The sequence below is a fragment of the Burkholderia sp. PR2 genome (assembly GCF_052372875.1).
Taxonomy (GTDB): Bacteria; Pseudomonadota; Gammaproteobacteria; order Burkholderiales; family Burkholderiaceae; genus Burkholderia; species Burkholderia diffusa.
This window is the reverse complement of sequence record NZ_JBQRWH010000002.1, coordinates 121,504-146,350: the sequence shown is the minus strand read 5'-3', so window position 1 is coordinate 146,350 and position 24,847 is coordinate 121,504. Positions and strand designations below refer to the sequence as shown.

21 protein-coding genes are annotated in these 24,847 nt (G+C 66.3%); 7 read left to right on the top strand and 14 right to left on the bottom strand.

Features of this window, described 5'->3' with window-relative positions; all coding sequences use genetic code 11:
* Positions 1-57 precede the first annotated feature (57 nt).
* The 3 genes from ACT2FV_RS12195 to ACT2FV_RS12185 form a co-directional block, all read right to left on the bottom strand.
* Positions 58-555: an Lrp/AsnC family transcriptional regulator gene (locus ACT2FV_RS12195; RefSeq protein ID WP_012366581.1), complete on the bottom strand. Its 498-nt coding sequence runs from the start codon at positions 553-555 to the stop codon at positions 58-60.
* Positions 556-585: 30 nt separating this feature from the next.
* Positions 586-1,266 (bottom strand): hypothetical protein, encoded by a 681-nt coding sequence (locus ACT2FV_RS12190; RefSeq protein WP_151047496.1) that lies wholly within the window; start codon positions 1,264-1,266, stop codon positions 586-588.
* Between the two features lie 227 nt (positions 1,267-1,493).
* A complete protein-coding gene (locus ACT2FV_RS12185) occupies positions 1,494-2,396 on the bottom strand; it encodes a LysR family transcriptional regulator (protein ID WP_226117261.1) in 903 nt (300 codons plus the stop codon).
* Positions 2,397-2,495: 99 nt separating this feature from the next.
* On the opposite strand from ACT2FV_RS12185, the gene ACT2FV_RS12180 reads away from it, so the two are divergent.
* From ACT2FV_RS12180 to ACT2FV_RS12155, 6 genes are read left to right on the top strand one after another with little or no spacing between them, the layout of a single operon-like run.
* On the top strand, positions 2,496-3,446 hold the full coding sequence (locus tag ACT2FV_RS12180; RefSeq protein WP_444503979.1) for a ketopantoate reductase family protein: 951 nt from the start codon (positions 2,496-2,498) through the stop codon (positions 3,444-3,446).
* Positions 3,443-3,835, top strand: coding sequence for a VOC family protein (locus ACT2FV_RS12175; RefSeq protein ID WP_444503978.1), 393 nt, complete (start codon positions 3,443-3,445; stop codon positions 3,833-3,835). Before ACT2FV_RS12180 ends, ACT2FV_RS12175 begins: the two co-directional genes overlap by 4 nt.
* 2 nt (positions 3,836-3,837) lie before the next feature.
* Complete coding sequence (locus tag ACT2FV_RS12170) at positions 3,838-4,296, top strand: MaoC family dehydratase (RefSeq protein WP_444504267.1); 459 nt, start codon at positions 3,838-3,840, stop codon at positions 4,294-4,296.
* Positions 4,296-5,516 (top strand): CaiB/BaiF CoA transferase family protein, encoded by a 1,221-nt coding sequence (locus ACT2FV_RS12165; RefSeq protein WP_226117255.1) that lies wholly within the window; start codon positions 4,296-4,298, stop codon positions 5,514-5,516. Before ACT2FV_RS12170 ends, ACT2FV_RS12165 begins: the two co-directional genes overlap by 1 nt.
* A complete protein-coding gene (gene aroE, locus ACT2FV_RS12160) occupies positions 5,516-6,349 on the top strand; it encodes a shikimate dehydrogenase (RefSeq protein WP_151047516.1) in 834 nt (277 codons plus the stop codon). The genes ACT2FV_RS12165 and aroE overlap by 1 nt, the downstream gene beginning before the upstream one ends.
* A gap of 19 nt (positions 6,350-6,368) precedes the next feature.
* On the top strand, positions 6,369-6,785 hold the full coding sequence (locus ACT2FV_RS12155; protein WP_444503977.1) for a type II 3-dehydroquinate dehydratase: 417 nt from the start codon (positions 6,369-6,371) through the stop codon (positions 6,783-6,785).
* A 90-nt stretch (positions 6,786-6,875) separates the two neighbouring features.
* On the opposite strand, the gene ACT2FV_RS12150 is transcribed toward ACT2FV_RS12155, so the two are convergent.
* Positions 6,876-8,045, bottom strand: a complete 1,170-nt coding sequence (locus ACT2FV_RS12150; RefSeq protein ID WP_444503976.1) for an AraC family transcriptional regulator — start codon at positions 8,043-8,045, stop codon at positions 6,876-6,878.
* The gene (locus ACT2FV_RS12145; RefSeq protein ID WP_444503975.1) at positions 8,045-9,679 is read right to left on the bottom strand and encodes an AMP-binding protein; all 1,635 of its coding nucleotides are present in this window, start codon (positions 9,677-9,679) and stop codon (positions 8,045-8,047) included. The genes ACT2FV_RS12150 and ACT2FV_RS12145 overlap by 1 nt, the downstream gene beginning before the upstream one ends.
* 320 nt (positions 9,680-9,999) lie before the next feature.
* Between ACT2FV_RS12145 and ACT2FV_RS12140 the strand changes: the two genes are divergently transcribed.
* Positions 10,000-11,100 (top strand): AraC family transcriptional regulator, encoded by a 1,101-nt coding sequence (locus tag ACT2FV_RS12140; protein ID WP_124902577.1) that lies wholly within the window; start codon positions 10,000-10,002, stop codon positions 11,098-11,100.
* Between the two features lie 291 nt (positions 11,101-11,391).
* Here ACT2FV_RS12140 and ACT2FV_RS12135 read toward each other — a convergent pair whose 3' ends face one another.
* From ACT2FV_RS12135 to ACT2FV_RS12095, 9 genes are all read right to left on the bottom strand, one after another.
* The gene (locus ACT2FV_RS12135; RefSeq protein ID WP_444503974.1) at positions 11,392-12,885 is read right to left on the bottom strand and encodes a HAMP domain-containing sensor histidine kinase; all 1,494 of its coding nucleotides are present in this window, start codon (positions 12,883-12,885) and stop codon (positions 11,392-11,394) included.
* Positions 12,885-13,604 carry a response regulator transcription factor gene (locus ACT2FV_RS12130; RefSeq protein WP_059606358.1) on the bottom strand — a complete coding sequence of 240 codons (720 nt, stop codon included), beginning with the start codon at positions 13,602-13,604 and terminating at the stop codon, positions 12,885-12,887. Before ACT2FV_RS12130 ends, ACT2FV_RS12135 begins: the two co-directional genes overlap by 1 nt.
* 292 nt (positions 13,605-13,896) lie before the next feature.
* Positions 13,897-14,442 carry an HD domain-containing protein gene (locus ACT2FV_RS12125; RefSeq protein WP_444504266.1) on the bottom strand — a complete coding sequence of 182 codons (546 nt, stop codon included), beginning with the start codon at positions 14,440-14,442 and terminating at the stop codon, positions 13,897-13,899.
* Between the two features lie 138 nt (positions 14,443-14,580).
* Positions 14,581-15,630, bottom strand: coding sequence for a patatin-like phospholipase family protein (locus ACT2FV_RS12120; protein ID WP_444503973.1), 1,050 nt, complete (start codon positions 15,628-15,630; stop codon positions 14,581-14,583).
* Positions 15,631-15,722: 92 nt separating this feature from the next.
* The gene (locus tag ACT2FV_RS12115) at positions 15,723-19,175 is read right to left on the bottom strand and encodes an adenylate/guanylate cyclase domain-containing protein (RefSeq protein ID WP_444503972.1); all 3,453 of its coding nucleotides are present in this window, start codon (positions 19,173-19,175) and stop codon (positions 15,723-15,725) included.
* Positions 19,176-19,356: 181 nt separating this feature from the next.
* Positions 19,357-20,898 (bottom strand): UxaA family hydrolase, encoded by a 1,542-nt coding sequence (locus ACT2FV_RS12110; RefSeq protein ID WP_444503971.1) that lies wholly within the window; start codon positions 20,896-20,898, stop codon positions 19,357-19,359.
* A 69-nt stretch (positions 20,899-20,967) separates the two neighbouring features.
* Positions 20,968-22,305, bottom strand: coding sequence for an MFS transporter (locus ACT2FV_RS12105; RefSeq protein WP_124627164.1), 1,338 nt, complete (start codon positions 22,303-22,305; stop codon positions 20,968-20,970).
* A gap of 40 nt (positions 22,306-22,345) precedes the next feature.
* A complete protein-coding gene (locus ACT2FV_RS12100; protein ID WP_124627166.1) occupies positions 22,346-23,653 on the bottom strand; it encodes an enolase C-terminal domain-like protein in 1,308 nt (435 codons plus the stop codon).
* A 64-nt stretch (positions 23,654-23,717) separates the two neighbouring features.
* Positions 23,718-24,830 (bottom strand): mannitol dehydrogenase family protein, encoded by a 1,113-nt coding sequence (locus ACT2FV_RS12095; RefSeq protein WP_444503970.1) that lies wholly within the window; start codon positions 24,828-24,830, stop codon positions 23,718-23,720.
* Positions 24,831-24,847: the final 17 nt, after the last annotated feature.

The window sequence follows — 24,847 nt, the reverse complement described above, 5'->3', positions numbered from 1 at the left end:
CGTTGCGGTTTGTAATGCGGGACGGACGGATCGCCCGTCCCGCGCGAAACGAGTACGTCAGGTGGCCGACGGTTCGTCGTCGCCGTCCTTGTCGACCGGCACGAACAGCCCGACCTTGACCGCGCTCAGCACGACATTCGTGTTGATCCGGCGGATCATCGGATTGCTCTGCATGATCCGCGCGGACAGCCGGTCGTACGCCTCGACGTCGTGCGCGGTGATGATCGCGATCAGGTCGACGGAGCCGGTCACGTAGTAGATCTGCTGGATTTCGTCATGCGCCTTCGACCACTCGCGGAACCGGGCGACCGTCTCGTAGTTTTCGCGTTCGATCTCGATCGCCGCGATGAACGTCATCGGCCTGCCGACCGCCGCGCGATCGACCACCGCGATTTCCGCCGAAATGATCTTTTCGGTGCGCATGCGCTTCAGCCGCTTTTGCACGGCCGACGTGGACAGGCCGATTCGTTCGGCAATGGCATCCGCAGTCGCGGTGCAATCGCGCTGGACGATATTCAGGATCTTGCGGTCGAAGGAGTCGAGTGCGTCGGTCATGGCGTGGCCTGCCGGAAACGGGTGCTTGCGTCAAAGATAGAAAGGGCGCGCCGATCTGAGCCCGACCAGATGCCGGACACGGTCGAACGCGGTAACGAGCGTTTCGCGCCACTGCGCCGCTGGCCCGCAGATACGTACTGGTGCGAAATGGATCGTATCCACACCCGCGGGAATTCGGAACGGACGCTCGATGCCATCGTCCGATTCGGTCACGAGTGCAGTGCCGTCGACTTCGGTCAGGCTCATCATCAGATGGGCGGATGCAGTCGCACCGAGCAGGTCGCGCAGAGGCGACGCGTTCGCGGACAACTGTTCGAGCAGCGGCAACTCGTACGCGCCGGGCCACCAGGTGTCGTGCTCGTCGAGCCACGGGCCGACGGCCGGCATGCCGACCATCTCGAGAACCCGGTCCGCCCCGAGATGCGCATAGGCGCGACACCGGCCGGCCCCGTCGGTCGAAGCACGCGCCAGCCAGCCGCCGGCGCTCGGGACAGGGTCCGTCAAAACGACGTTCGCAGGCTTCAGTCGGCCGAGCACTTCAGCCGCGCTTGCAGCGGACCGGTGCCCTTCGCGGGACTGCTGCGCGTGCTCCGGGACGATCCTGCACACCCACTTGGGACCATCCTGCAAGGCGGCGGGGACGTCGCCGGCCCGGACTTGAGCGGTTCGCCTGCGGGCGTGTTCAACGATGACGATTGGCGTGTCCGGCATACAACTCTCTCGTGCTTGCGGGGCCGCGTCGCAGCGATGCTGGCGCGCTTCATGGTTTGGCCGACTATGTTGGGGCTGGAGAAATCATATCGCCTCGATGCGACTAAAAAAATCTCAACCGCATCGAACTTCGACGCAAAACGTCGAAAAATACCGCTCGACGGACGTTTTGCATCCAGCCAGGTGCCGGCCCGTCTGGCGTCCCTCGCGAACGCCAGAGCCGCAGGTCACTGCGATGCACCGAACAGTTGAATCACGACGCCGCGCAGCCACCGGTTGCCTGCCTCATGGTGATATCGCGCATGCCAATGCTGCCGTACCGCAAACCCGTCGACCGGGATCGGACACGCATGAACCGCCAGATCACTCGCCTGAGCCAGTGTCTGGCCGATATGACGGGGTAGCGTCGTGATCAGGTCGGTCGTCTGGACGATCGCACCCAGACCCAGAAAACCCGGCAACTCCAGCACCACGTCTCGCTCGATGCGCGCCTGCCGCAGCGCCTGTTCGAGGAGTTGCGCCCCGGTTCCCGCGGTGATGGCGACATGTCCTTCGGAACGATACTGCTTGGCCCCGAGGCGGCCGCGAATCCTCGGATGATGCCGGTTGGCCAGACATACCCAGTCCTGGTCGTACAGCTTCTGCTGATAAATGCCGCCACCCAGCCACGGCACATACCCGATCGCGAGATCGGCTTCGCCGGATTCGAGCGCGCGTTCCGTATTGCCGTCGATCCGTGCGACTTCCAGCCGGACGCCGGGCGCCTGCGCCCGGACATGGGCCAGCAGCCTTGGAAGCAGCGTGATGTGGCTCGCGTCGGTCATGCAGATACGAAAACGCCGCTGGGCCGTCGCTGGATCGAACGCGATCTCCCATGCGGTGAAGCGCCGAAGCGATTCGAGAATTTCCCGGCATGGCCCGATCAGCGCGTCGGCTTGCGGTGTCGGCGCCATCCCGCCGGGGGTCCGGATGAAGAGCGGATCGTGCAGGTGTTCCCTCAAGTGCCCGAGCCAGATGCTGACCGTCGGCTGGCTCTGCCCCAGTTGCTCGGCGACGCGCGTGACGCTGCGCACGTCGTACAGGAGATCGAAAAGCTGAAGCAGCTTCAGGTCGGGCAGATCGGCGGGCATCGTGGCGTTATTGTCCGTGGCAATGATGCCATTGTATCCATTGCATTGTCGGCATGAGCGGCGACTCCTATCGTGATGCCATACGTCAAGGAGAAGCCATTGAAAATAGCAATTCTGGGCGCTGGCGCGCTGGGCTGCGCGATCGGCGCGACCCTTACCCAAGGCGGCCACGAGACCTGGCTGATCGACCGCTCGCCCGCACACGTCGATGCGATGCGCCGTGACGGCCTGCGCGTCGACGACGCGGGCGGCACCCGCCACGTACGCGTCCACGCGACGACTCAGGCTGCCGATGTCGGCGTGGCCGACCTGGTGGTGGTGCTGGTCAAGTCGTTCCACACCGACGCGGCCATCCGCGGCGCCCAATCGCTGGTGGGTCCGGATACCGCCGTGCTGTCGCTGCAGAACGGCCTCGGACACGAGGACATCCTGATCGACGTCGTCGGCCGCGAGCGCGTCCTCGCGGGCAAGACCTACGTCGGCGGCGTGCTGCGCGGCGCGGGCCATATCGAATCCGGCGTGATCGGCAAGTACACCTATATCGGCGAACTCGACGGCCGCATCACGCCGCGCGTGCAGGCAATCGCCGCCGCGTTCGATGCCGCCGGCCTCGCCACGACGATCAGCGACAACATCGTCGGCACGATGTGGGACAAACTGCTGGTGAATGTCGCGACGGGTGCGCTGACCGGCCTTACGGGTCTCACCTACGGGCAGCTTTACGATGAGCCGCTGCTGAAGGCGACGTCGCTCGCAGCCGTGGCCGAGGCGATCTCGGCGGCGCAGGCGGCCGGCGTCAAGCTGTCGATGACCGATCCGGAACAGGCCTGGACGCTCGCCGCCGAGGGGCTCCCCGCGACCTTCAAGACGTCGATGCTGCAAAGCCTCGAGAAGGGCTCGATCACCGAAATCGACTTCATCAACGGTTCGGTCGTGCGCTGGGGGCAGCGCTACGGCGTGCCGACCCCGGTCAATGCAACGCTCGTCGCCTGCATCAAGGGGCTGGAACGCGCGATGGCCGATCGCCAACGGCAGGAGGCCGCCGCATGAATGCCACGAAAGCCTATCTCGAACACGTTGCGATCTGGGTGAAGGACATCGGCTGGCACATCCGCTTCTTCGAGGAAGTGCTCGGCATGACCCTGCGCGAAGTGGACGGCACGCTCGACGCGCCGCGGCAGTACTGGACGCTCGGCGGCCTGCAGTTCATCCACGCGCCGGAACACGATGGCCCGGAAGGCCGGCTCGCGCATCTCGGCGTGATGTGCGAAGACCTGGAAGCCGCGCTGGCCGGGGCACAACGGTTCGGCGTGTCGGAGATGCCGCAAGGGCGGAACTGGCTTCGCCTGCCCGACGGGCTCGCCGTCGAACTGATCCAGGCCCGGCCGGCTTCCTGCGTCGCGCAGGCACTGGCGATCAACCCGCGCGCGGAGGCATGACCATGACGATCGTCGAGAAATACTGGGACGACGCCCGCGAGGGTGACACGTGCACGAGCCCGACCTACATCGTGACCAAGGAGCGCATTCTCGCGTACGCCGACCTCACCGGCGACCATACGCCCGTCCACGTGGACGAGGAATACGCCAACGCGAGCCATTTCGGGTGCCTCGTCGCGCACGGGCTGTTCGGCTTGTCCATCGCCGACGGCCTGAAGACGCAGAGCGACTATCGCTTTCTGCCGGGCATGTCGCTCGGCTGGAGCTGGGATTTCCTGCTGCCGATCAAGGTCGGCGATGTGCTGCACGTGAAGTTCCGCGTCGGCTCGATGCGGGCCAGCAAGAGCCGCCCGGATTGGGGCATCGTCGTGCTGCCGTCGGAGCTGATCAATCAGGACGATCAGGTCGTTCAACGCGGCGAACATCGCCTGATGGTGCCGCGCCGCCCGGAGGCACTGTAATGCAGGCTCGCCCACTCGAAGGTATTCGCGTCGTCGACTACAGCCACTTCCTTGCCGGTCCGTATGTCGGGCGCTGTCTCGCGGCGCTCGGCGCCGAAGTCATCAAGGTCGAGCGCCCCGGATCGGGTGACGCCGGACGCCAGCACGCGACCGTGCTCGACGACCAGCAAAGCGGCTACTTCCTGCAGCTCAACATGGGCAAGCGCGGCGTCAGCGTCAACATGAAGGACGCGCGCGGCAAGGCGTTCATGCAGCGGCTGTGCGACTCCGCCGACGTGTTCATCGAGAACTATCGGCCGGGTGCACTGGACAAGCTCGGGCTCGGCTATGCGGAATTGTCGGCGCGCAATCCGGGCCTCGTCTACTGTTCGATTTCCGCGTACGGGCACACCGGTCCGGACGCGCATCGCGCAGGCTTCGGGCTGATCGCGGAAGCCAGGAGCGGAATCATGCAGATGGTGGGCACGCCGGGCGAGCGGCCGCCGCTGCTGCGCATCTCGCTCGGCGACATGTACACCGGCATTCATGCGGTCGCGGCCATCAACGCCGCGCTGCTGGGGCGCGTGAAGAGCGGCCGCGGGCAACACATCGACATGGCGCTGTACGACACGCTGGTATCGATGCACGAATATGCGGTGCAGTGCTACACGCTGCAGGGCGTGCTGCCCGAGCAGACCGGGCACGACATGCCGACCTCGACACTCTATGGCGTGTTCCGTGCCGCGGACGGCGATCTCGTGATCGCCGCACAAGTCGACGACGCGTGGAAACGCTTCGCCGGGCTGATCGCGACGCACGGCGGCCCGTCGGACTTCGGCGCCGACACACGGTTTCACGACAGCACCGGGCGTAACGCGCACCGCGCGGAGATTCTGTCGGTGGTCGAGCCGTGGGTGGCCGCGCGTTCCGTCGCGTCGGTGCTCGAACTGCTCGACGGCATCGACGTTCCGTGCGCGAAGGTGCAGCGCATCGACGAGGTATTGAACGATCCGCAGATCCAGGCGAGAGGCATGGTCGTCGAGCAACAGCATCCGCGCTACGGGACGCTGCGCCTGCCCAACCTGCCGTTCCGGTTTTCCGATTGCGATACGACGATTCGCGACGTCGCGCCCGATCTCGGGCAGCACAACGCGGAAGTCGCGCGCTCCCTCGGGTTCGATTCGGCCGAAATCGACGCGATGCAGGCCGACGGCGTCCTCTATTCAAAAGCGAGCCAATGATGACCGACCCATACGCGGTGATCGGCAATCCGATCGGGCACACGAAATCCCCACTGATTCACGGCCTCTTCGCGCAGCAGACGCGTCAGGACATCAGCTATACGCCCATCGAGGGGCCCGTCGAGCCGGCAGGCGCTTTCGCAGCCGCGGTTCGTGCCTTTTTCGAAGGCGGCGGCAAGGGCATCAACGTCACTGCGCCGTTCAAGCTCGACGCGTTCGCGATGTCGGACGAACGCAGCGAGCGGGCGCAGCTCGCGGGCGCGGCCAACGCGCTCAAGTTCGACGGCGGCCGCATCCTGGCCGACAACTTCGACGGCATCGGCCTGGTTCGCGATATCGAGGCGAACCTCAATCTGCCGATGGCCGGCAAGCGTGTCCTGATGCTCGGTGCGGGCGGCGCGGCACGCGGCGCGCTTTTGCCGTTCCTCGAAGCCGGACCGGCTGAACTGGTCATCGCGAATCGCGACGTCGACAAGGCGCGCGCCCTGGTCGCGCAGGTTGCCGGACGCGGTCCGCTCGTTGCCGGCGGCTACGCGGACCTCGCACGGATGGGGCGTTTCGACCTGGTCGTCAATGCGACGTCGGCGAGCCTGACCGGCGACCTGCCGCCGGTCCCGCCGAGCGTGTTCAGTCCGACCGGCACCGCCTACGAACTTGCATACGGCAAGCGTCTGACGCCGTTTCTGCGGCTCGCGAAAAACGCAGGCGTGCACGGAATTGCGGATGGTGTCGGCATGCTGGTCGAGCAGGCGGCCGAAGCGTTCGCATGGTGGCGCGGCGTACGCCCCGAGACCAGCTCGGTGATCGATCGGCTGGCCGTGCCCTTTGATTGAACACGCGATGGAGATTCGCATGAAGAAGATCCTGATGCTGCACGGCATCAATCACAACATGTTCGGCAAGCGCGACCCCGCACAGTACGGGACGATCACGCTCGCGCAGATCGATGCACGGCTGCAAGGGCTGGCGGAGGAACTGGGTGTACAGGTGGAATCGTTCCAGACGAACGGCGAAGGCGCGATGTGCGAGCGCATTCATCGCGCTTTCGAGGAACGCCAGGATGCGGTGCTGATCAACGCCGGGGCATGGACGCATTACAGCTACGGCATTCGCGATGCCCTTGCCATCCTCACGCGCTCGCCCTGTCCGTCGAATTCGTCGAGCGCGACGCGACGCCGCCCGCTCGTGACGGCGAACGACGCGATGTGGACGATCTTCGCGGTGCGCCATTCCCGATACGAAAAGCGCAACAGCATGCCGCACGCATGATGACGCGTGACGACGGGGAGCCGTCCATGGGAGCGCGCGAAGGATGCCGGTTATGGGAACGGGATTGAAATCGGGTTCGAAAAAACCGCACTACGTGCGCCGCCGGTAAGTCCCCGGCGTGCTGCCCGTCCAGTGGCGGAACGCGCGATGGAACGCGCTCGGATCGTCGAAGCCGATATCGGCGCCGATCGCGGCGATCGTGTCGAGCGTATCGGTGAGCCGCTGGATCGCGATGTCGCGCCGCAGTTCATCCTTGAGCGCCTGGAACGTCGTGCCTTCCGAGGCCAGGTGGCGGCTCAGCGTGCGCACCGAACAATGCAGATGCTCGGCCGCCTGGTCGATCACCGGCAGGTCGGGCAGCGCCGCCGACAGGTATTGCCGCACGCGATGGCACACGAGCTGTTCGCTGAACGATTCGAAGATCCAGTCGCCGGGCGCGCGCGCGAGGAACTTGCGCAGGTTGCGCTTGCTCTGCCGGATCGGCGCGTCGAGGTAGTCGGCGCTGAAGCGCATCAACGTGCGTTCGCAATCGAACTGCACGGAACCGGTGAAGAAGTACAGGTGCTCGACCGCATGGCGCGGCCGCGGGCACGCGAACTCGATCTTCAGCAGCGGGATCTTCTGCCCGATCAGCCAGGAACACACGCCGTGCACGAGCTTGAGCATCAATTCCTGGCCGAGCGCGCCGATCGGGCCGACGGCCGGGTTCGGCCGCAGCAGCACCTGCGCGACCAGACCATCGCGCTTCGATTCGACGAAGAAGTCGTCGAGCAGGATATGGAAGAACTGGCTGAAACGGTGCAGCGCCGTTTCGAGGTTGCGCGCATCGAGCAGGCTCAGGCACAGGTACTTCAGCGTGCCGCCGCGCAGCGGGCGCGAGAAGATGCCGGGCATCTCGTCGTCGAGGTCGATCGCGAGCGTGCGGTACAGCGTCGAGAACTGCTCTTCCGTCACGCGCGCATGCGGCTCGCCGAGCAGCTCGAGCGGGATGCCGGCCCCGCGCAGGTAGCGCTCGACCACGTCGCGGCGCGCGCCGGCGCTCGCCAGAAAACCGTTGACGAGCGAGATCGGCACCGTCGCGCTCGGCGACGGTAGCGCCTGCCCGGGCCGGGCGGAAGGTGAGTCTGAACCGGTCATCGCGTCCCCGTCGGTCGAACCGCTCGCATTGTACTTGAGCGGCCCGGACCGGGCCTTCGGGGCCTTCGGGGCTTTCGGCGTGCCGGCCCGCGCGCCGACGGGCGCGCGGCGCTTCGGCGCCATCAGTCGGCGCGGCTGAGTTCCCGGCGCAGGATCTTGCCGACCGTCGACTTCGGCAGCCGATCGACCAGGCGGATCAGCTTCGGCACCTTGTAGGCCGCGAGGTTCTCGCGGCAGTGCGCGACGATCTCCGCTTCGGTGACGGCCGCATCCGGCGCAAGCACCACGAACAGCTTGACGGCCTCGCCCGTGCGCTCGTCCGGCACGCCGATGCATGCGCATTCGGCCACGCCCGCCAGCGACGTGGCTGCGGCTTCCACCTCGTTCGGGTACACGTTGAAGCCCGACACGATGATCATGTCCTTCTTGCGGTCGACGATCTTCAGGAAGCCGGCCGCGTCGAACACGCCGATGTCGCCGGTGCGGAAGTAGCCGTCGGCGGTGAACGCCGCCGCGTTCGCTTCCGGCTTCTGCCAGTAGCCGCCCATCACCTGCGGCCCCTGCACGCAGATCTCGCCTGCTTCGCCGATCGCCACCTCGCGATCCTGGTCGTCGAGCAGCTTCACGTCGGTCGACGGCAGCGGCAAGCCCGTCGTGCCCGTGAACGCGTCGATCGACTGCGGGTTGAAGGTGACCACCGGCGACGTTTCCGACAGCCCGTACCCTTCGCGGATGAAGTTGCCCGTCACCGCCTTCCAGCGCGCGGAGATCACGTCGATCACCGCCGCGCCGCCGCCGGCCGACAGCTTCAGCCGCGACCAGTCCACTTCCTTCAGCCGCGGATGGCCCGCGAGCCCCGCATACAGCGTGTTGACGCCGACGAACACCGACGGCCGCGCCGCCTTCAGCACGTCGATGAAGCCGTCCATGTCGCGCGGGTTCGCGACGAGCCAGTTCTCCGCGCCGATCGCGAAGTAAGACAGGAAGTTCACGGTCAGCGCGAAGATGTGATACAGCGGGATCGCCGTGACGACGACCTCCTCGCCCGGCTGACGCGCGGCAGGCACGATCGCCGCGAACTGCTCGATGTTCGCGACGAGATTGCGGTGCGACAGCGCGGCACCCTTCGACAGCCCGGTCGTGCCTCCCGTGTACTGCAGCAGCAGCAGATCGGCGCCGCCGAGCGCGACCGGCTCGAAGGCGAGCGATTCGCCGGCGGCGATCGCGTCCGCGAGCGGGATCGAGCCGGGCGGCAGCGCGTCGCACGCGCCGGCCGGCGCATCGACGACGCCGAGATCGCCGCGCCCGACGCTCAGCACGGTTCGCATGCGTGTCTTGCCGACCACGTCGGCGAACGTGCCCATCGATCCGCCGCACACCACGGCCACTTCGACGCCCGCGTCGTTCAGCTGGTGTTCGAGCTCGTGCGCGGTGTAGAACGGATTCACGTTGACCTGGATCGCGCCGATCCGCGCGAGCGCGACGAACGTCACCGGAAACGCGAGCACGTTGGGCAGCATCACGGCCACGCGGTCGCCCTTGCGCACGCCCACGACCTGCTGCAGGTATGCGGCGAGCGCGGCCGACAGGCGGTCGACGTCGGCGTAGGTCAGCGTGCGGCCGAATGCACGGAACGCGGGGCGATCGGCAAAGCGGCGCATCGCTTCGTCCAGCAGCGCGGTTACGGAAGGATGGCGATCGGCATCGATCTCGGCGGGGATCGAGCCGTACGAGCCGATCCAGTGTCTCTTCGTCATGTCCTGCTCCTCGGGGGACGGCGCCAGGCAGCGCCGTTCGCACGGCGGCCCGCGCACCGGATGCGCATGGGCCGTCGCCTGACCGACGACTATCGCCCGCCAACGGTGCTTTGAAAATGATCCGGGCGGTCGAAAAGATGATCGAAACGGACACGCGGACGCGCGGCGCACCGCCAGCCACGGCTAGCGCTCGCGCGTCGGTTTGCCGTTGTCGGGCCGTGCAAGGCCATGTGCATCAGGGTGAACCCTATGGCGCGCCCGCGCGTTCCGGCGCAAAATCGCGAACCCGGAACGGTATCGAATCGGACGCAGAACCAGCCATGCCGCGCAGTGCGCTCTTGACCCCGACGGCCGCCGGCGCTGCCCCGCTGCCGGACGCCCCGCTCGCCCACGCGTTGCGCGAAAAGCGCTTCTCGCCGGCCAAGCTGGCCGTGCTGGTCGGTGTCGCCCAGGAACTCGGCCTCGACCCGACCGCCGTGCTCGACGGCACCGGCCTGTCGCCGGACGCCGTCACCGACCCGTTCACGCTCACATCGCAACTGCAGTTCCTGACCGCCGCGCGCAACGCGATCGGCCGCTATGACGGCACCGATCTCGGCGTGCGCGTCGGCCGCCGGCTGCATGCGTCGAGCTACGGAATGTACGGCTACGCGATGCTGTGTTCGGAATCGCTCGCGCATGCATTCGATTCGGCAGTCAAATATCACCAGCTCGCGAACGGGATGCTCGCGATCCGGTGGGTCGAACAGGGCGACACCGCGTCGTGGCTGTTCCCGGATCCGCATGAAACCGCACTGCCGGAGCCGGACCTGCCCCTCTACCGCTTCCTGATCGACATGCAATTCGCGCTGCACGTGACGATCATCAAGGACGTGATGGGCGCGTGGTGCGTGCCGGCCCGCGCGCAGTTCGCGCAGCCGCGACCGCCGCATGCGGCGCTGCTGTCCGATGCGCTCGAATGCCCGATCGCGTTCGACCAGCCGCACCATGTGTTGAGCTACCCGGCCGCGTGGCTCACGCGCGCGCCGCAGCTCGCGAATCCGATCACCGCCGCGCAGGTGTCGTCGCACTGCGCGCGCCTGCTCGACGAATTGCGCAGCCAGGCGGGCGTCACGCGGCGCGTCTACCATGAACTCACGCGCACGCCCGGGCAGTTTCCGGACATCGACGCGATCGCCGACACCCTGTGCATGACGTCGCGCACATTGCGCCGCAAGCTCGACGCCGAAGGCACGTCGTACAGCGAGTTGCTGACGAGCGTGCGCAAGGCGCTCGCGATCGACTACCTGAGCACCACCACGCTCAGCACCGAGGACATCGCGCTGACGCTCGGCTTCAGCGACGCGGTGGGATTCCGCCACGCGTTCAAGCGCTGGACCGGCACGACGCCGAGCGACGTGCGGCGCAAGCGCGGCGCGTAGACGCTACGCACGAGCGAGCGCGAGCCCGAACATCAGGTGAACCTGCCGTATCCGTCACATCGGCATCCGTCGGCCATCGTTCGCGCAAATCTCGCGTTCTGCCGGTCGCAAGTCGCGTGGTTCAAACGTGCCCGCACGATCGGCCAGACCGGCCCGGGCATCGATACGTAGCGCCTCCTGCCACGCCGCACGCGGCGCCAACTGCCGTGGACGGCCGATGGGTCGGCGTCGGCCGTCCACCATTCCACGCATGCCGATCGGCGGAAAACGCGACGACGGCGCCGGTCCGTTTCAGCGCGCCTCTCCGGCCGCCGGCTGCGCGACCGTCAGCGCGAACTCGAACACCGCGCCACGCCCCTCCCGGTCGACGAGCCGGATCCCGCTGCCGTTGAGCGCGAGCATCCGGTGCACGATCAGCAGCCCGAGCCCGCCACTCGTCGCCGCACCGCCGCTCATCGGCCGTTGCGGCCGCTGGAACAGCCCTTCGCGCCGCGCCGGCGGAATCCCTTCGCCGGTATCCGACACGGTCACCACCACGCGGTCTTCCTGCGGCGTCAGCGCCACTTCGACTTCGCCGTGCTGCGGCGTGTGCCGCAATGCGTTGTCGAGCAGGTTGGTCAGCACGCGCTCGATCATCCCGAGATCGGCCGACACGACCGGCACGCGCGGCGGGATGCGCGCATGCAGCGTGACGCCGCGCGACTGCGCGGCGAGTTCGAACTTCTCGAATACGTCCTGCACGAGATCGACGAGCGAGAACGGCTCGCGCTCGGCCTGCACGCCGCCCGATTCGAGCCGCGCGAGCTCGAACAGCGCCTGCGCGAGGCGGCCGACCTTCGTGCTCTGCGCGAGCGCGATCGACAGGTAGCGGCGGCGCTCGGACTCCGCGAGCGCGTCGGACTTCAGCGACAGCGTTTCGAGGTAGCCGTGCAGCGACGTCAGCGGCGTGCGCAGGTCGTGCGAGATGTTCGTGATCAGTTCGCGCCGCTGCTGGTCCTGACGCGTCAGCGCGCGCCACTGGTCGCCGATCCGGTCGGCCATCTGCGCGAACGCGGATTCGAGCACCGCGATGTCGTCGCCGCGCCGCCCGGGCGGCAAACGTGGCACCGGCGGCTGCGTGTCGGGCGCCGCGTTCGCGTCGAAGCGGCGCATCGCATCGGTCAACCGGCGCAGCGGGCTCGTGATGAAACTGAACGCGGTCAGGCCCGCGAGCAGGCCGAGCAGCGCGACAAGCGCCATCGACCACAGCGTCGTGCGCAGCACGTTGCCGGCGTCGACGCGCGCGGCCAGCCGGTCGTGCGCTTCGCCGAGCAGCACCACGTAGATGTAGCCGGAAGGCGGCTGTCCCGCACGCTGCAGCGGCGCGGCGCTGAACACCTTGCGCGCGTCGGGGCTGCGCGGATCGTCGCCGAGGATCGGCAGCGGATCGCCCGCGATGAAGCGCTGCACCGGCGCCAGATCGACGCGGTCGCGCTTCACGTGGCCGGGCGGCGCGTCGTCGCCCTGGATGCGCCCCGCGTTGTCGAGCAGGTACACCTCGACGCTCGGATTCACGCCCATCAGCTGGCCGAACAACGAGCGCACGGCGTCCGGGCGCAGCCCGTTCGCGTCCATCAGCGGCGTGCTGCTCGCGATATGCGCGGCGAGATCGCGCGACAGGCCCTGCACGACTTCCTTCTCGCGCATGTCGTTCGCGCGGATCTGCAGCCATGCCGACGCCCCCGAGCACGCGAGCAGCAGGACCGAGAACACGAGCGACAGCCGCTGGGTGAGGGTCAGCTTCATCACGTGTCCCGCTGATCCGGCGCGGCGAGCTTGTAGCCGCGTCCCCACACGGTGAGGATGCGCACGGGTTCGGCCGGATCGGCCTCGATCTTCGCGCGCAACCGGTTGATGTGGGTGTTCACCGTGTGTTCATAGCCTTCGTGCTGGTAGCCCCACACGGCATTGAGCAGGTCCATCCGCGAGAACACCTTGCCCGGATGCCGCGCGAAGAAATACAGCAGGTCGAACTCGCGCGGCGTGAGGTCGATGCGCGCGCCATTGACGGCAGCTTCGCGCGCGATCGGGTCGATCGACAGCCCGGCCACGTCGAGCGTGCCCGCGTCGATCCGCGAATCGCGCGCGAGCGCGTCGACGCGCCGCAGCAACGCCTTGACCCGCGCGACGAGTTCGAGCACCGAGAACGGCTTCGCGAGGTAGTCGTCGGCGCCGAGTTCGAGGCCGAGGATCCGGTGCACCTCACTCGAGCGTGCGCTCGTGATGATGATCGGCGTGTAGCGCGCCATCGCGCGCGCGCGCCGGCAGATTTCCAGGCCGTCGACGCCGGGCAGCATCAGGTCGAGGATCAGTGCGTCCCAGTTGCCCTGTTCGAGCAGGCGCAGCCCTTCCGTGCCGTCCGCGCTGTGAACCACTTCGTAGCGCTCGTCGCGCAGGTGCAGGCTCAGCACGTCGGCGATGTCGGCATCGTCCTCGACGATCAGGATGCGTTTGGGGTGGTCCATGGCGGTCGGCGGCGGCACGTCGTAGTGGTTCCGGAAGTCAAAAGACGGGTTCTGGTCTGCCCAGGGCCGAAAGACCGGCCAGCGAGAGCGAATCGCGGCAGCAACGCCGCGCTGCCGCCATTGTGCAAAATTTTGCAGCGGGAAGGGGTCACATTTCGTTTAAGTTTGGGTAGCGAGCGGGCTGAGGGGCAATACCGGCGCGACGTTTCATTCCGGCCCCCAAAAATTCAGACGGCAATCGCCCGGGCTCGAGCACCGCTTCGATCGATCATCACGTCGGCGCAGCCGTTCTTCATTCCGATTCGGAAACCGGCAAACCGAGCCGCCAGCTCAAATTCCTGCGGGCCTGCATCTCGCAACGCGTGTAGAAGAAGTCCGTCAGATAGATGCGCGGACGCACGAGCAGCCCGCGCAAAATGGTTCGCTCATGAAGGTCGTAGGCCCGGTCGTCAAGATCGGGACGCTCCGCCCGCAGACGCCGGCCGTCTTCGCGAAACCGGCTGCGGGAAGCGCCGAGCACGGCCAGGTCGATGTCGCAGACGAAACGGGCATCCAGTCCTGCGGCAATACCCGAGTGGGTCGTCGCGAGAATCATCGCGCAAATCTGGTCGCAGGCGCGGATTCGCTCGCCCGCCCGGCGCCGGAACCAGTCCGCGCTGTTCTGCTCGTTGTCCTTCGCGCCGGGCACGAAGATCACGTCATGGAACCAGAGCGCGAGTTCGACGGCGTCCGGTTCGGGAATCGACTCGCGTGCCAGGTCGAACTGGCGCAAGCATCGCCGCACGTGGACGAGCGTGTGGTAATGGCGCACCGGCTCCGCATAGCATCGCGCCAGCATCCGATAGACACCCTCGGCATCTGTCCCGCCGCTGCACGACCACAACGCGACGAACCGCTCCTGCATCCGGCTCACGTTCGCTCCTTGGCCCGGGGCGTCTGCGCATGATCGCCCCATGCCGACATTACCGCGATGCGTTCAGAGAAACTCCCTGCGGATGTCGATACTCGACCGCTGCCCGATGTTTCCGTAGTGATGCGCAAGCCATGCGTCGGCTTCGCGCCGACCATGGTCATGCAGTTCGCTGAGAAATGCCCAATCCGCGTTGTACTTGCTCGATACGCTCAACGCGCACATGGCGTCGTCGGCGCGAATCGAATGGATCAGCATTTCCTTCATCTCGCCGCGATCGATCGTGCCCTGCTGGATCAGTTCGGTGACGAACGCGATCGCCCGCATCTCGCGCATCAGCGACGAATTGAAACTGATCTCGCTGATGCGATTGAGGATTTCCGCCGCCGTGATCGGCACGCCGCGTCGCACGAGCGGATTGATGTGCACGATCACGACGTCGCGCGTCGCGCAATTGTAGATGAGCGGATAGATGGCCGGATTGCCCATGTAGCCGCCGTCCCAGAAATATTCGCCATCGATCGAGACCGCCTGGAACAGTGTCGGCACGCATGCCGAGGCCAGCACCGCGTCCGCACTGACGTCCTCGCCCGTGAAGATGCGTATCTTCCCCGTCTCGACGTTGGTGGCGCACAGGTACAACCGGATCGGACAGTGCTTGCGCAGTGCGTCGAAATCGACGTGGCTTTCGAGCACTTCGCGCAGCGGATTCAGGTTGTTCGGATTGAACTGATACGGCGAAAAGACGCGCAGCATCATGTCGGCGAACGCATAGAGCGGCGAATGATCGAGCCCGAAGCTGTGCGTGCCCTTCAGCCACGGCACCCAGCGCAGCGGGTTGTAGTGCTCCGCCGATCGCGCGACCGCCTGCCAGAAGTCGTGCAGTGCCTGACGCGCGCCGTCTTCGCCGCCTTGTTGCAGCCCGTACGCGAGTACGGCGGCGTTCATCGCGCCGGCACTGGTTGCACTGACACCCTCAATTTCGAGCCTGCCGTCTTCGAGCAGCCGGTCAAGCACGCCCCAGGTGAAGGCGCCGTGCATCCCGCCCCCCTGCAAGGCCAGCGCGATCGGTTTGCGCGGCAGATCGTTGCGGCGTCGCGTGTGCGTAATCGTCATGTCCGTCTCCCCAGTTCTTAGCTATACGGAACAACGGCAGTTCATGGACGGTGCGTCGTCACGCGATACGTCGTCGTGCATCGCAGGCCCATTCATTCTGCGCGCCCGTCCAAGGCATCCAGCAGCGCTTTCGCCTCTCGCAGATCGCACGTGTCGAATCCTTCCGTGAACCAGGCGTACACCTCGGACAGCGCCTGCCTTGCCTCGACAATCTTCCCCTGTCGTTGCAGTAGCCGAGCGAGGTCCGATGCTGCTCGCAATTCCAGCGCTCTGGCACCCTGCCGGCGCGCGCGCGCGATCGCCCGATGAAAACAGTCGACCGCTTCGTCTTCACGTGTGGCGGCAGCCCCCTTCTTGCTCGCCGCGCCGGCCAGATAGATTCCCGTGAGCCGGTACAGCTCGGCCTCGTAGCAATGCTCGCCGGAGTGCTCGACGATCGTCGTCGCCTCTTCCAGCATGTCCAGGGCGGCCCGCTCGTCACCCGCGCGCCAGTAACTGTCGGCGAGCAACGCAAGACCATAAGGCCGCTGATCTTCGCCGCCCGCTGCCCGCTGCGCGTCGAGGCCCAGCTGCATCTGCGCGATGCCGCCCTGGATGTCTCCTTGCGCGCTCATCGCCCAGCCTCGCAGAAGCGTCCCCCAAGCGAGCCAGTACGGCAATCCGTGCTCGGTCGATACGGCAATGACCGCGTCCGCGCGCTCGGCGGCAAGCATCGGCTCCCGCCTCAGTTGATGCAAGTGCGCCGTGTAGGTCAGGCTGAACGCCAGTGACGGCCCATAAGAAAGATGCCGTGCGAGCGCAAGTGCTTCAACGCTGCGCTTGAGCGCCTGGTCGGGATACCCCTGAATCCACAAGGTCAGCACCAGGAAACTGAGCGCCCGGATACCGGGATCCACTCCGTGGGCGAAGACGTGCGCCTGATGCTGCTCCGGATCGTAGATCGCAAGGGCCTGTTCCAGGTGTGTGCGAGCCGTGCCGAAATCGCCCTGCAGAAAAAAGCACGAGCCCAATGCACTGTGCGCCTCGACGAGGAGACCCGGATCATTCGCATTCCTTGCGGTTACGAGCATCTGCTTGCCGAGATCGGTCGCGAGAGCGTACTCGCCGCGCACCAGGTGGTACATCCGCAATCCCAGCTGCGTCGCAAAGCGCTGCGATGCCTCGCCCGTGCGCTCGCACAAATCGAGCGCACGCGTATAGGTCGTGCCAACCTCCGTCGCGCCATACCCGCGCACGTCCATCAGGACGGGCCCAAGGGAAAGCAGCACCGTCAGTTCCCAATGCGCACGCATGGGTGTGTCCGGCAGGCCCTTCAGCAACGCAAGCGCCGCTCCAAGGTGATTCATCGCATCGTGATGGGCGGCATGGCGCAGCGCCTGCTGTGCCGCGCGATGCAGGTATTCGACTGCCTTGGGAATGTTTCCGCTCTGACCGTAGTGGTGCGCAAGTTCGCTGCAGTAATCGGCGATGCGCGTCGGGAACAGCATCTCGATCGCCTGCGCGGTGCGCTCGTGCAGCGTGGTGCGCCGCTCCGTAAGCAACGAGCGCCCGGCCACTTCCTGGGTCAGCGCGTGCTTGAACGAGTAATTGACTTCGGGAAAGGCCGGGCGCTCGAAGATGAACTCCGCTTCTTCCAGGTGGGCGAGCAGACGACGCAGTTCGTCGTCGCGCGCCGGCGCCTCACCGCAAATTTGCCGGATCAGACTGAACGGGAATTCGTGGCCAATCACCGCGAGCGCCTGCAGCAGTTCCTTTTCCTCGATGGGAAGCCGGTCGATACGCGCGGCCAGCACGCCCTGCACGGTGGTGGGAATGTGCAGCGTGGTCGGGGTCTCGACGATGTGATAACGCCCGGCATCGCCGAGCAGCGATTGCTCTTCCACGAGCGTCTGGACCACTTCCTCCATGAAGAACGGGTTGCCCTCCGTCTTCTCCAGAATGAGCTGCTTGAGCGGCACGAGCGTGCGATCCTCGCCGAGCAGCACCGCGAGCAGTCCTTGCGCATCGGACGGGCCAAGCGGTTCGAGCCGGATCCTGCTGCAATGATCCGCGCCGGCCCATGCGGGCTGATATTCGGGCCGGTAGTTCACGAGAAGCAGGATGCGTGCGTCGGGCACGTGGTCGACCAGGTAGGTGAGAAACGCTTCCGTTTCGCGGTCGAGCCATTGCAGATCCTCGAACAGCAAATGGACCGGCTGATTCCAGCTCTCTCGCACGAGAAGCTGCCTGATCGCGTCGAAGGTGCGGTCGCGCCGGATTTGCGGATCCATGTCGACGAGTACCGACCCGCCCTCGCCGATTCCAAGCAGATAGAGGACGTAGGGCACGAGGTCCTCGAAACTGCGCTCGAGCGCGAGCGCCTTGCCGATCACCTTCTCCCGGCAGCGCCGCTCGTCGTCCTGCGTCGTGATCTGGAAATAGTTCTTCAGGAGTTCGATGAGCGGTAAATTGGGAAACGCCTTGCCGTGCGAGACCGAGAACGTCTCCAGCACCAGCGCGCCACGTCGCGAGCGCTCCTTGAACTCGTGGAACAGACGAGACTTCCCGACGCCCGCCTCCCCCACGACACCGACGACGCGCCCGTGCCCCGACCTCATGGCCTCCAGCGCACGGTTCAGATGCTCCATTTCCGTCTCGCGACCGACGAAGCGCGCGAGACCGCGATGTGCCGCCAGTTGCAGGCGCGTGCGCAAAGCGCCCAGGCCAAGCACCTCGTATACGCACAGCGGCGCGGGAATGCCCTTGAGTTGTGTCGCGCCCAGCGCCTTGAACTCGAAATAGCCTTCGGCGAGCTTATGGGTGGACTCGCTGACGAGAATCGACGTGGGCGTGGCGATGCCCTCGATCCGCGACGCGATGTGGATCGTATGCCCGAGCGGATCGTATTCGGTGTGCAGGTCGACGGTGCGGATGGAACGGACGACGACTTCGCCCGTATGAACGCCGACGCGAATCTGCAGAGGAATGCCTTCCTGCAGACGAATGCGGTCGCCATGCTGCCGCATCGCCTGCTGCATGCGCAATGCGGCGAACAGCGCGCGCTGCGCATGGTCTTCGTGGGCGATCGGTGCGCCGAACAACGCGAGGATGCCGTCGCCGAGCGATTTCGCGACGTATCCCTCGTAGTAGTGGACCGCTTCCATCATCAGCTCGACCACGGGGACGATCAGGCGATGCGCCACTTCGGGATCGAGATCGTGGATCAGCGCGGTCGACCCGGCCATGTCGGCGAACAGCGCGGTAACGGTCTTGCGCTCGCCGGCGCGCTCGCCGCGCGCTTCCATGGCCGCGTGTTCGGCACGGATGCGCTCGGCAAGATGATCGGGCGTGTAATGAATCGGGGTAGGTGGCGGTTCGCGGCCCGACGGTCGGGAAAACGACGGCGCGGCGGGCGGTGTCAGCGACGTTCCGCAATGGCTGCAGAAGCGGGCCGCCGGCGCCGCCTCATGCCCGCATTGCGGACACGTGCGGGACAGCACGGCCTGGCATTCCTGGCAGAACCTCGCACCGGGAGGATTCTCGGACCCGCATATTGTGCAGCGCATAAAACCCTCTTCCAGCCAAGGGTCGACCTCGAAACATTATGCGCCACTCCCTGCCGGGAATCAGGGCCTCGAGCGTGATCGTATGTGCCGACAGGGTGAGGGTCAGCACGCGTTCGGCCGTCAGTGCTCGCAGCGCGCGCGACACCGTCATCCGGGCCACACCGCAACGAGCAAAACGCGATCAGGTGATCACGCCAACCTGCCAGGGCACGAATTCGTTCTGGCCGTAGCCGTGCAGCTCGCTTTTCGAGCGATTGCCGGACGCGCAGTCGAGCATGTGCTGGAAGATCGCGGCGCCGAGCTGGTCGACACTCGACGTACCGTCGATCACCCCGCCGCAATCGATATCGATGTCGTCTTCCTGACGCACCCACAGCGCGGTATTCGTTGCAAGTTTCAACGACGGCGCCGGCGCACAGCCGTAAGCCGAACCCCGCCCCGTCGTGAAGCAAATCAGGTTCGCGCCCGACGCGACTTGCCCCGTCGCCGACATCGGGTCGTAGCCGGGCGAATCCATGAAAACGAGGCCACGCGCATCGATACGCTGCGCATATTCGTATACGTCGACGAGATTCGTGGTTCCGGCCTTCGCGATCGCGCCGAGCGATTTCTCGAGGATCGTCGTGAGCCCGCCCGCCTTGTTGCCGGCCGACGGATTGTTGTCCAGCGCGGCGCCGTGACGTGCGCAATAGGCTTCCCACCACGCGATGCGCGCGAGCAGCTTTTCGCCGACGTCGCGGCTGACGGCACGCCGGGTGAGCAGATGCTCGGCGCCGTAGATTTCGGGCGTCTCGGAAAGGATCGCCGTACCGCCCTGCCGTACCAGTCGGTCGACGGCCGCCCCCAGCGCGGGATTCGCCGAGATGCCCGAGTAGCCGTCCGAGCCGCCGCACTGCAGCCCCACCACGAGATGCGCCGCCGGCATCGCGACCCGCACCGCACGGTTCGCGTCCGCGAGCATGTCCGTGACCATCGCGATGCCGCGCTCGATCGTCCTGCGCGTGCCGCCGCTCTCCTGGATCATGAAGTGGTGCAGGCGCGCAGCATCCGCATGCCCGCCTTCGCGCAGCACGTCGCCGATCTGGTTGGTCTCGCAACCGAGACCGATGAACAGCACCGAGTGGAAATTCGGATGCGCGGCGTAGCCCGCCAGCGTGCGCCGAAGGATCGCGATTCCGTCTCCCCGCGAATCGATCCCGCAGCCGAGCCCGTGCGTGAGCGCGATCACGCCGTCGATGTCCGGATAGTCGGCCAGCGCCCGCGGGTTCACCTCTCGCCGGAAATGATCGGCGATCGCACGCGCCACCGTGGCGGAGCAATTGACGCTAGTCAGTATGCCGATGTAGTTGCGCGTCGCGATCCGTCCGTCGTCACGACGAATACCCAGGAAGGTCGCCGGTGTGTCGTCGAGACGTGTCGGACTCGCGGCAGCGCCGAACGCGTGCACGCGCGCAAACTCGGCCATGCCGAGATTGTGCACGTGCACATGCTGACCGCGCGCGATCGTCTCGCGCGCGACGCCGATGATCTGGTTGTAGCGCCTGACCGGCTCGCCCTTCGCGATGTCGCGCACGGCCACCTTGTGGCCCGGCGGAATCAGGCCGGACACGGCGAGCGCCTCGGACGCGATCAGGTCGCCGGACACGAGCTGGCGCGTCGCGATCACGACATCGTCGTTCGGATGGAGTCGGATCGCAACCGGCCCGGTAGGGGGAAAAGACATGACGGTAATCCTGGATTCAAGATGGGTGGTTCCGCGCCGGCAGGCCGCCTTGCGGCGCCGGCGAACGCTTCAGCGATGCGAACCGGCCTGCACGCCGCCCGGCCCGCTTTCCGCGCCCGCGTGCCCCATGCCGCGCAGCGAGCGCAGCAGCAGCACGCTGACGAAGCACAACGCCGCAACCACCACGAAGCCCGTGCGCGAATCGTGCGATGCCGCGTCCGCGAACGCCTTGATCTGCGGCGACACGAAGCCGCCGAGATTGCCGATCGACACGATGAACGCAATGCCGCTCGCCGCGCCCGTCCCGCCGAGATAACGCGTCGGCAGGCACCAGAACACCGGCTGGCACGCAACCAGCCCTGGGATCGCGATGCAGAAGGCGAGCAGCGCCAGCACCGGCGTGTTGATCACGGATATCGATGCGAATGCGAGAATCCCGACCGTCAGCATGCCGGTCGCGACCTGCAGATGGTTGTCGTGGCGATCCGCGAATCGCGTCGCGACGATCATCGCCGCAATCGTGCACAGCCACGGAATCATCAGCAGCAACCCGATCTTTCCATCGATCTGGGTGCCCATCGTCGCGGCGAATTTCGACGGCAGATAGAACGCGAGCGGCGCATTGCCGATCTGGATGCAGAAGTACGCGGCAATGAAGGTCAGCACGCGACGGTCCTTCAGCACGCCGAACACGGCTGCGGACAGGTGCCGCGATTTCGCGCGCTCTTCCGCGTCGAGCGTGTCGCACAATGCGCGCTTCTCGTCGTCGGTCAGCCAGCGCGCGTCTTTCGGCCGGCTCGTCAGGTAGAAGAACGCGATCACGCCAACCACGGTCGCCATCAGCCCCTCGACCAGATACATCCATTGCCAGTTCCGCAGACCGAACATGTCATGCATCTGCAGCAGGAAGCCCGACAGCGGATTGCCGATCAGCATCGCGACGGGCACGCCGAAGTAGAACAGTCCGAGCGCGCGGGCGCGCCCCTTCGCAGGAAACCAGTAGGTCAGATACAGGATGATGCCTGGAAAGAACCCGGCCTCCGCCGCGCCGAGCAGGAAGCGGATCGTATAGAACTGCGTCGGCGTATGCGCGAACATCATCGACGCCGAGACGAAGCCCCACGTCACCATGATCCGGCTCATCCACACGCGCGCGCCGATGCGATTCATGATGAGATTGCTCGGCACTTCGAACAATGCATAACCGATGAAGAAAATGCCGGCGCCGAATGCGAATGCCGCATCGCTCAAGCCCGTGTCGGCCTGATAGGCGAGCTTCGCGAAGCCGACGTTCGCGCGATCGATGAAGGCGAGCGCGTACATCAGCGTGAGGAACGGCAAGAGCCGGACGGCGGCCTTCCTGACCGCCCTGGCAAGGTGCTGCGATTGCTGCGAATCGTGGTTCATCGTTGTCTCCGATATGGTTCTTGTCGTGATGCCCGTTCGACTACGCTCGCCATTCGGGCCCGTCCGGGTACGCGAATGCATCGAGCGAAGCCGGCTTCATCGTGACGCCGTAACCAGGCGCCTCCTGAGGCATGTAGCGCCCGCGGCGAATCACGATCGGCGCCTCGAAATGCTCGTGAAGATGGTCGACGTATTCGAGCACGCGCCGCTCCAGCGAGCCCGACACCGCGATATAGTCGAACATCACGATGTTCTGCGAGTACTGGCACAGGCCAACGCCGCCGCCGTGCGGGCACACCGGCACGCCGAACTTCGCCGCCATCAGCACGACGGCGAGCACTTCGTTGAGCCCGCCGAGCCGCGCGGGATCGAGCTGGCAGAAATCGAGCGCGCCGGCCTGGAAGAACTGCTTGAACATCACGCGGTTGTGCGCATGCTCGCCGGTCGCGACACCGATCGGCCCGATCCGCTGCCGGATCGCCGCATGACCAAGAATGTCGTCCGGGCTGGTGGGCTCCTCGATCCACCACGGATCGAACCGCGCGAGCACCCGCATGTTCGCGATCGCCTCGTCGACGCCCCAGTTCTGGTTCGCATCCATCATCAGCTTGCGCTCCCAACCGAGTTCTTCGCGCAGGATGCGCGCACGCCGCACGTCCTGCTCGAGATCCGCGCCGACCTTCTGCTTCAGGTGGGTCCATCCGTCGGCCACGGCGGCGCGTGCGAGCGCACGCATCTTCTCCTCCGAATAACCGAGCCAGCCGGCCGCGGTCGTGTAGCCGGGAAAGCCGTGCTCGCGCATCTCCCGCTCGCGCTGCACCTTGCCGGGTGCGGCCCGGCGCAGCAACGCGACGGCCTCGTCGCGCGTCAGCACGTCGTCGATGTACGTGAAGTCGATGCAGTTCACGAGTTGTTCGGGCGGCATGTCGACCAGGAATTTCCAGACCGGCTTGCGCGCCGTTTTCGCCCAGAGATCCCAGATCGCGTTGATCAGCGCGGCCGTCGCGAGATGCACCACGCCCTTCTCCGGGCCGACCCAGCGCAACTGGCAGTCGCCCGCGACCATTTCGTGCCAGTACGCGCCGAAATCGGCCGTGATCTCGTCGAGCGACCGGCCGATCACGAACAGCTTCGCGAGCGCGTGCGCCGCGTCGACACACAGGTCGTTGCCGCGGCCGATCGTAAACGTTAGCCCATGCCCGCGAAGGCCGTCGCCGGCATCGGTGACGAGCGTCACGTAGGTTGCCGAATAGTCGGAGTTGCCGTTCATTGCATCCGAGCCGTCCATGCTCCTGGACGTTGGAAAGCGAATGTCACGTACCAGCACATCGATAATGCGTGTCGTCATCGTTGCGTGTCTCCATTCCATTTCATTTGATTTCACTTCGCTGGATGCCGGCCCGGACGCCCGCTCACCCGAGCGCCGCGATCAGGTACGGCTGCGCGACCGATAGCTTCAGCATGCGCGCCATCTCGACCACCGGGCGCAGGCGCCGTGTCTTCTTCATGTCGTGATTGCCCGCGATATCGGTCAGCCGATGCGCGAGGAACGGGTTCAGGAAGCGTTCGCGCACGTCATCGAGGTAGGCCAGCGCCGCGTCGCGCTCGCCGAGCGCATCGAACACCGGCATCACCTCTTCGCTCCATACCGCCTCGAGCGGTGCGCGGTACGCGGGATCGCCCATCGCCGCGCCCACCGTCATGTCAGGCGAGCCGCCGCGCGTGCGCCATTGTTCGGCGAGTACCGTATGCCCGAGATTGAGCAGCAGCAGCTTCAGGCGCTCGTAGCGTTCGAGATCGTCGGTCACGACGATGTCGGGGTGCTCGCACGGCAGCGTCATCCCCGCCGTGCGCCGCACCGCCCACAACGCATACGGTTCGGCGATCGCGCCGACCGGGTGAATCGGCTCCGACACGATCCGGTCGACGAGCGAGTTGACCCACACGCAGCCGTCGATCAGGTAATCGACGAAAGCCGCGTCCGCGCGCCAGCCCCGCGCGACGGCAACCACCAGGTCGCGCAGCGTGTCGCCGTTGCGCGCGACGAGTTCGCACGGCAGCAGCGTGACGGGTGCCCCGCCCGCGCGGAAACGCTCGTGCAGCAGCACCACGAGCTTCGCCGCGAAACCGCGCGGCGCGCGGTGGCCGGCAAGCAGATCGGCCCCGTCGTCGTCGAACGGCGCATAGCCGCTGTCGCCGGTGTTGGACACGATGGCCCGGACCTCGCATGCGACGCGCTCGCGCAACCGCGCCCAGTCGTCCGCCGCATGCAACGCTTCCGTGATCGCCGTGCAGTCGACCTCGCGATCGATCGTCTCGCCGTGCCGCCGGCCGCGAATCCGCACCGGGTAGCGCCCGGTCGCGCGCAACGCATCGATGCGGGCACGGCTTTCCGCGCTCGACGTCGTCTGCACCACGGTGATCGCACCGAGTGCGCGGCTGGCTGCCAGCGCTTCCGACACGAACAGGTCGACGTGCGCCTGGAGGAAGCGGCTGGTGCCGAACTGCAGGATCGGGTTGCCCATTGGTTCGCGCTCCGCGT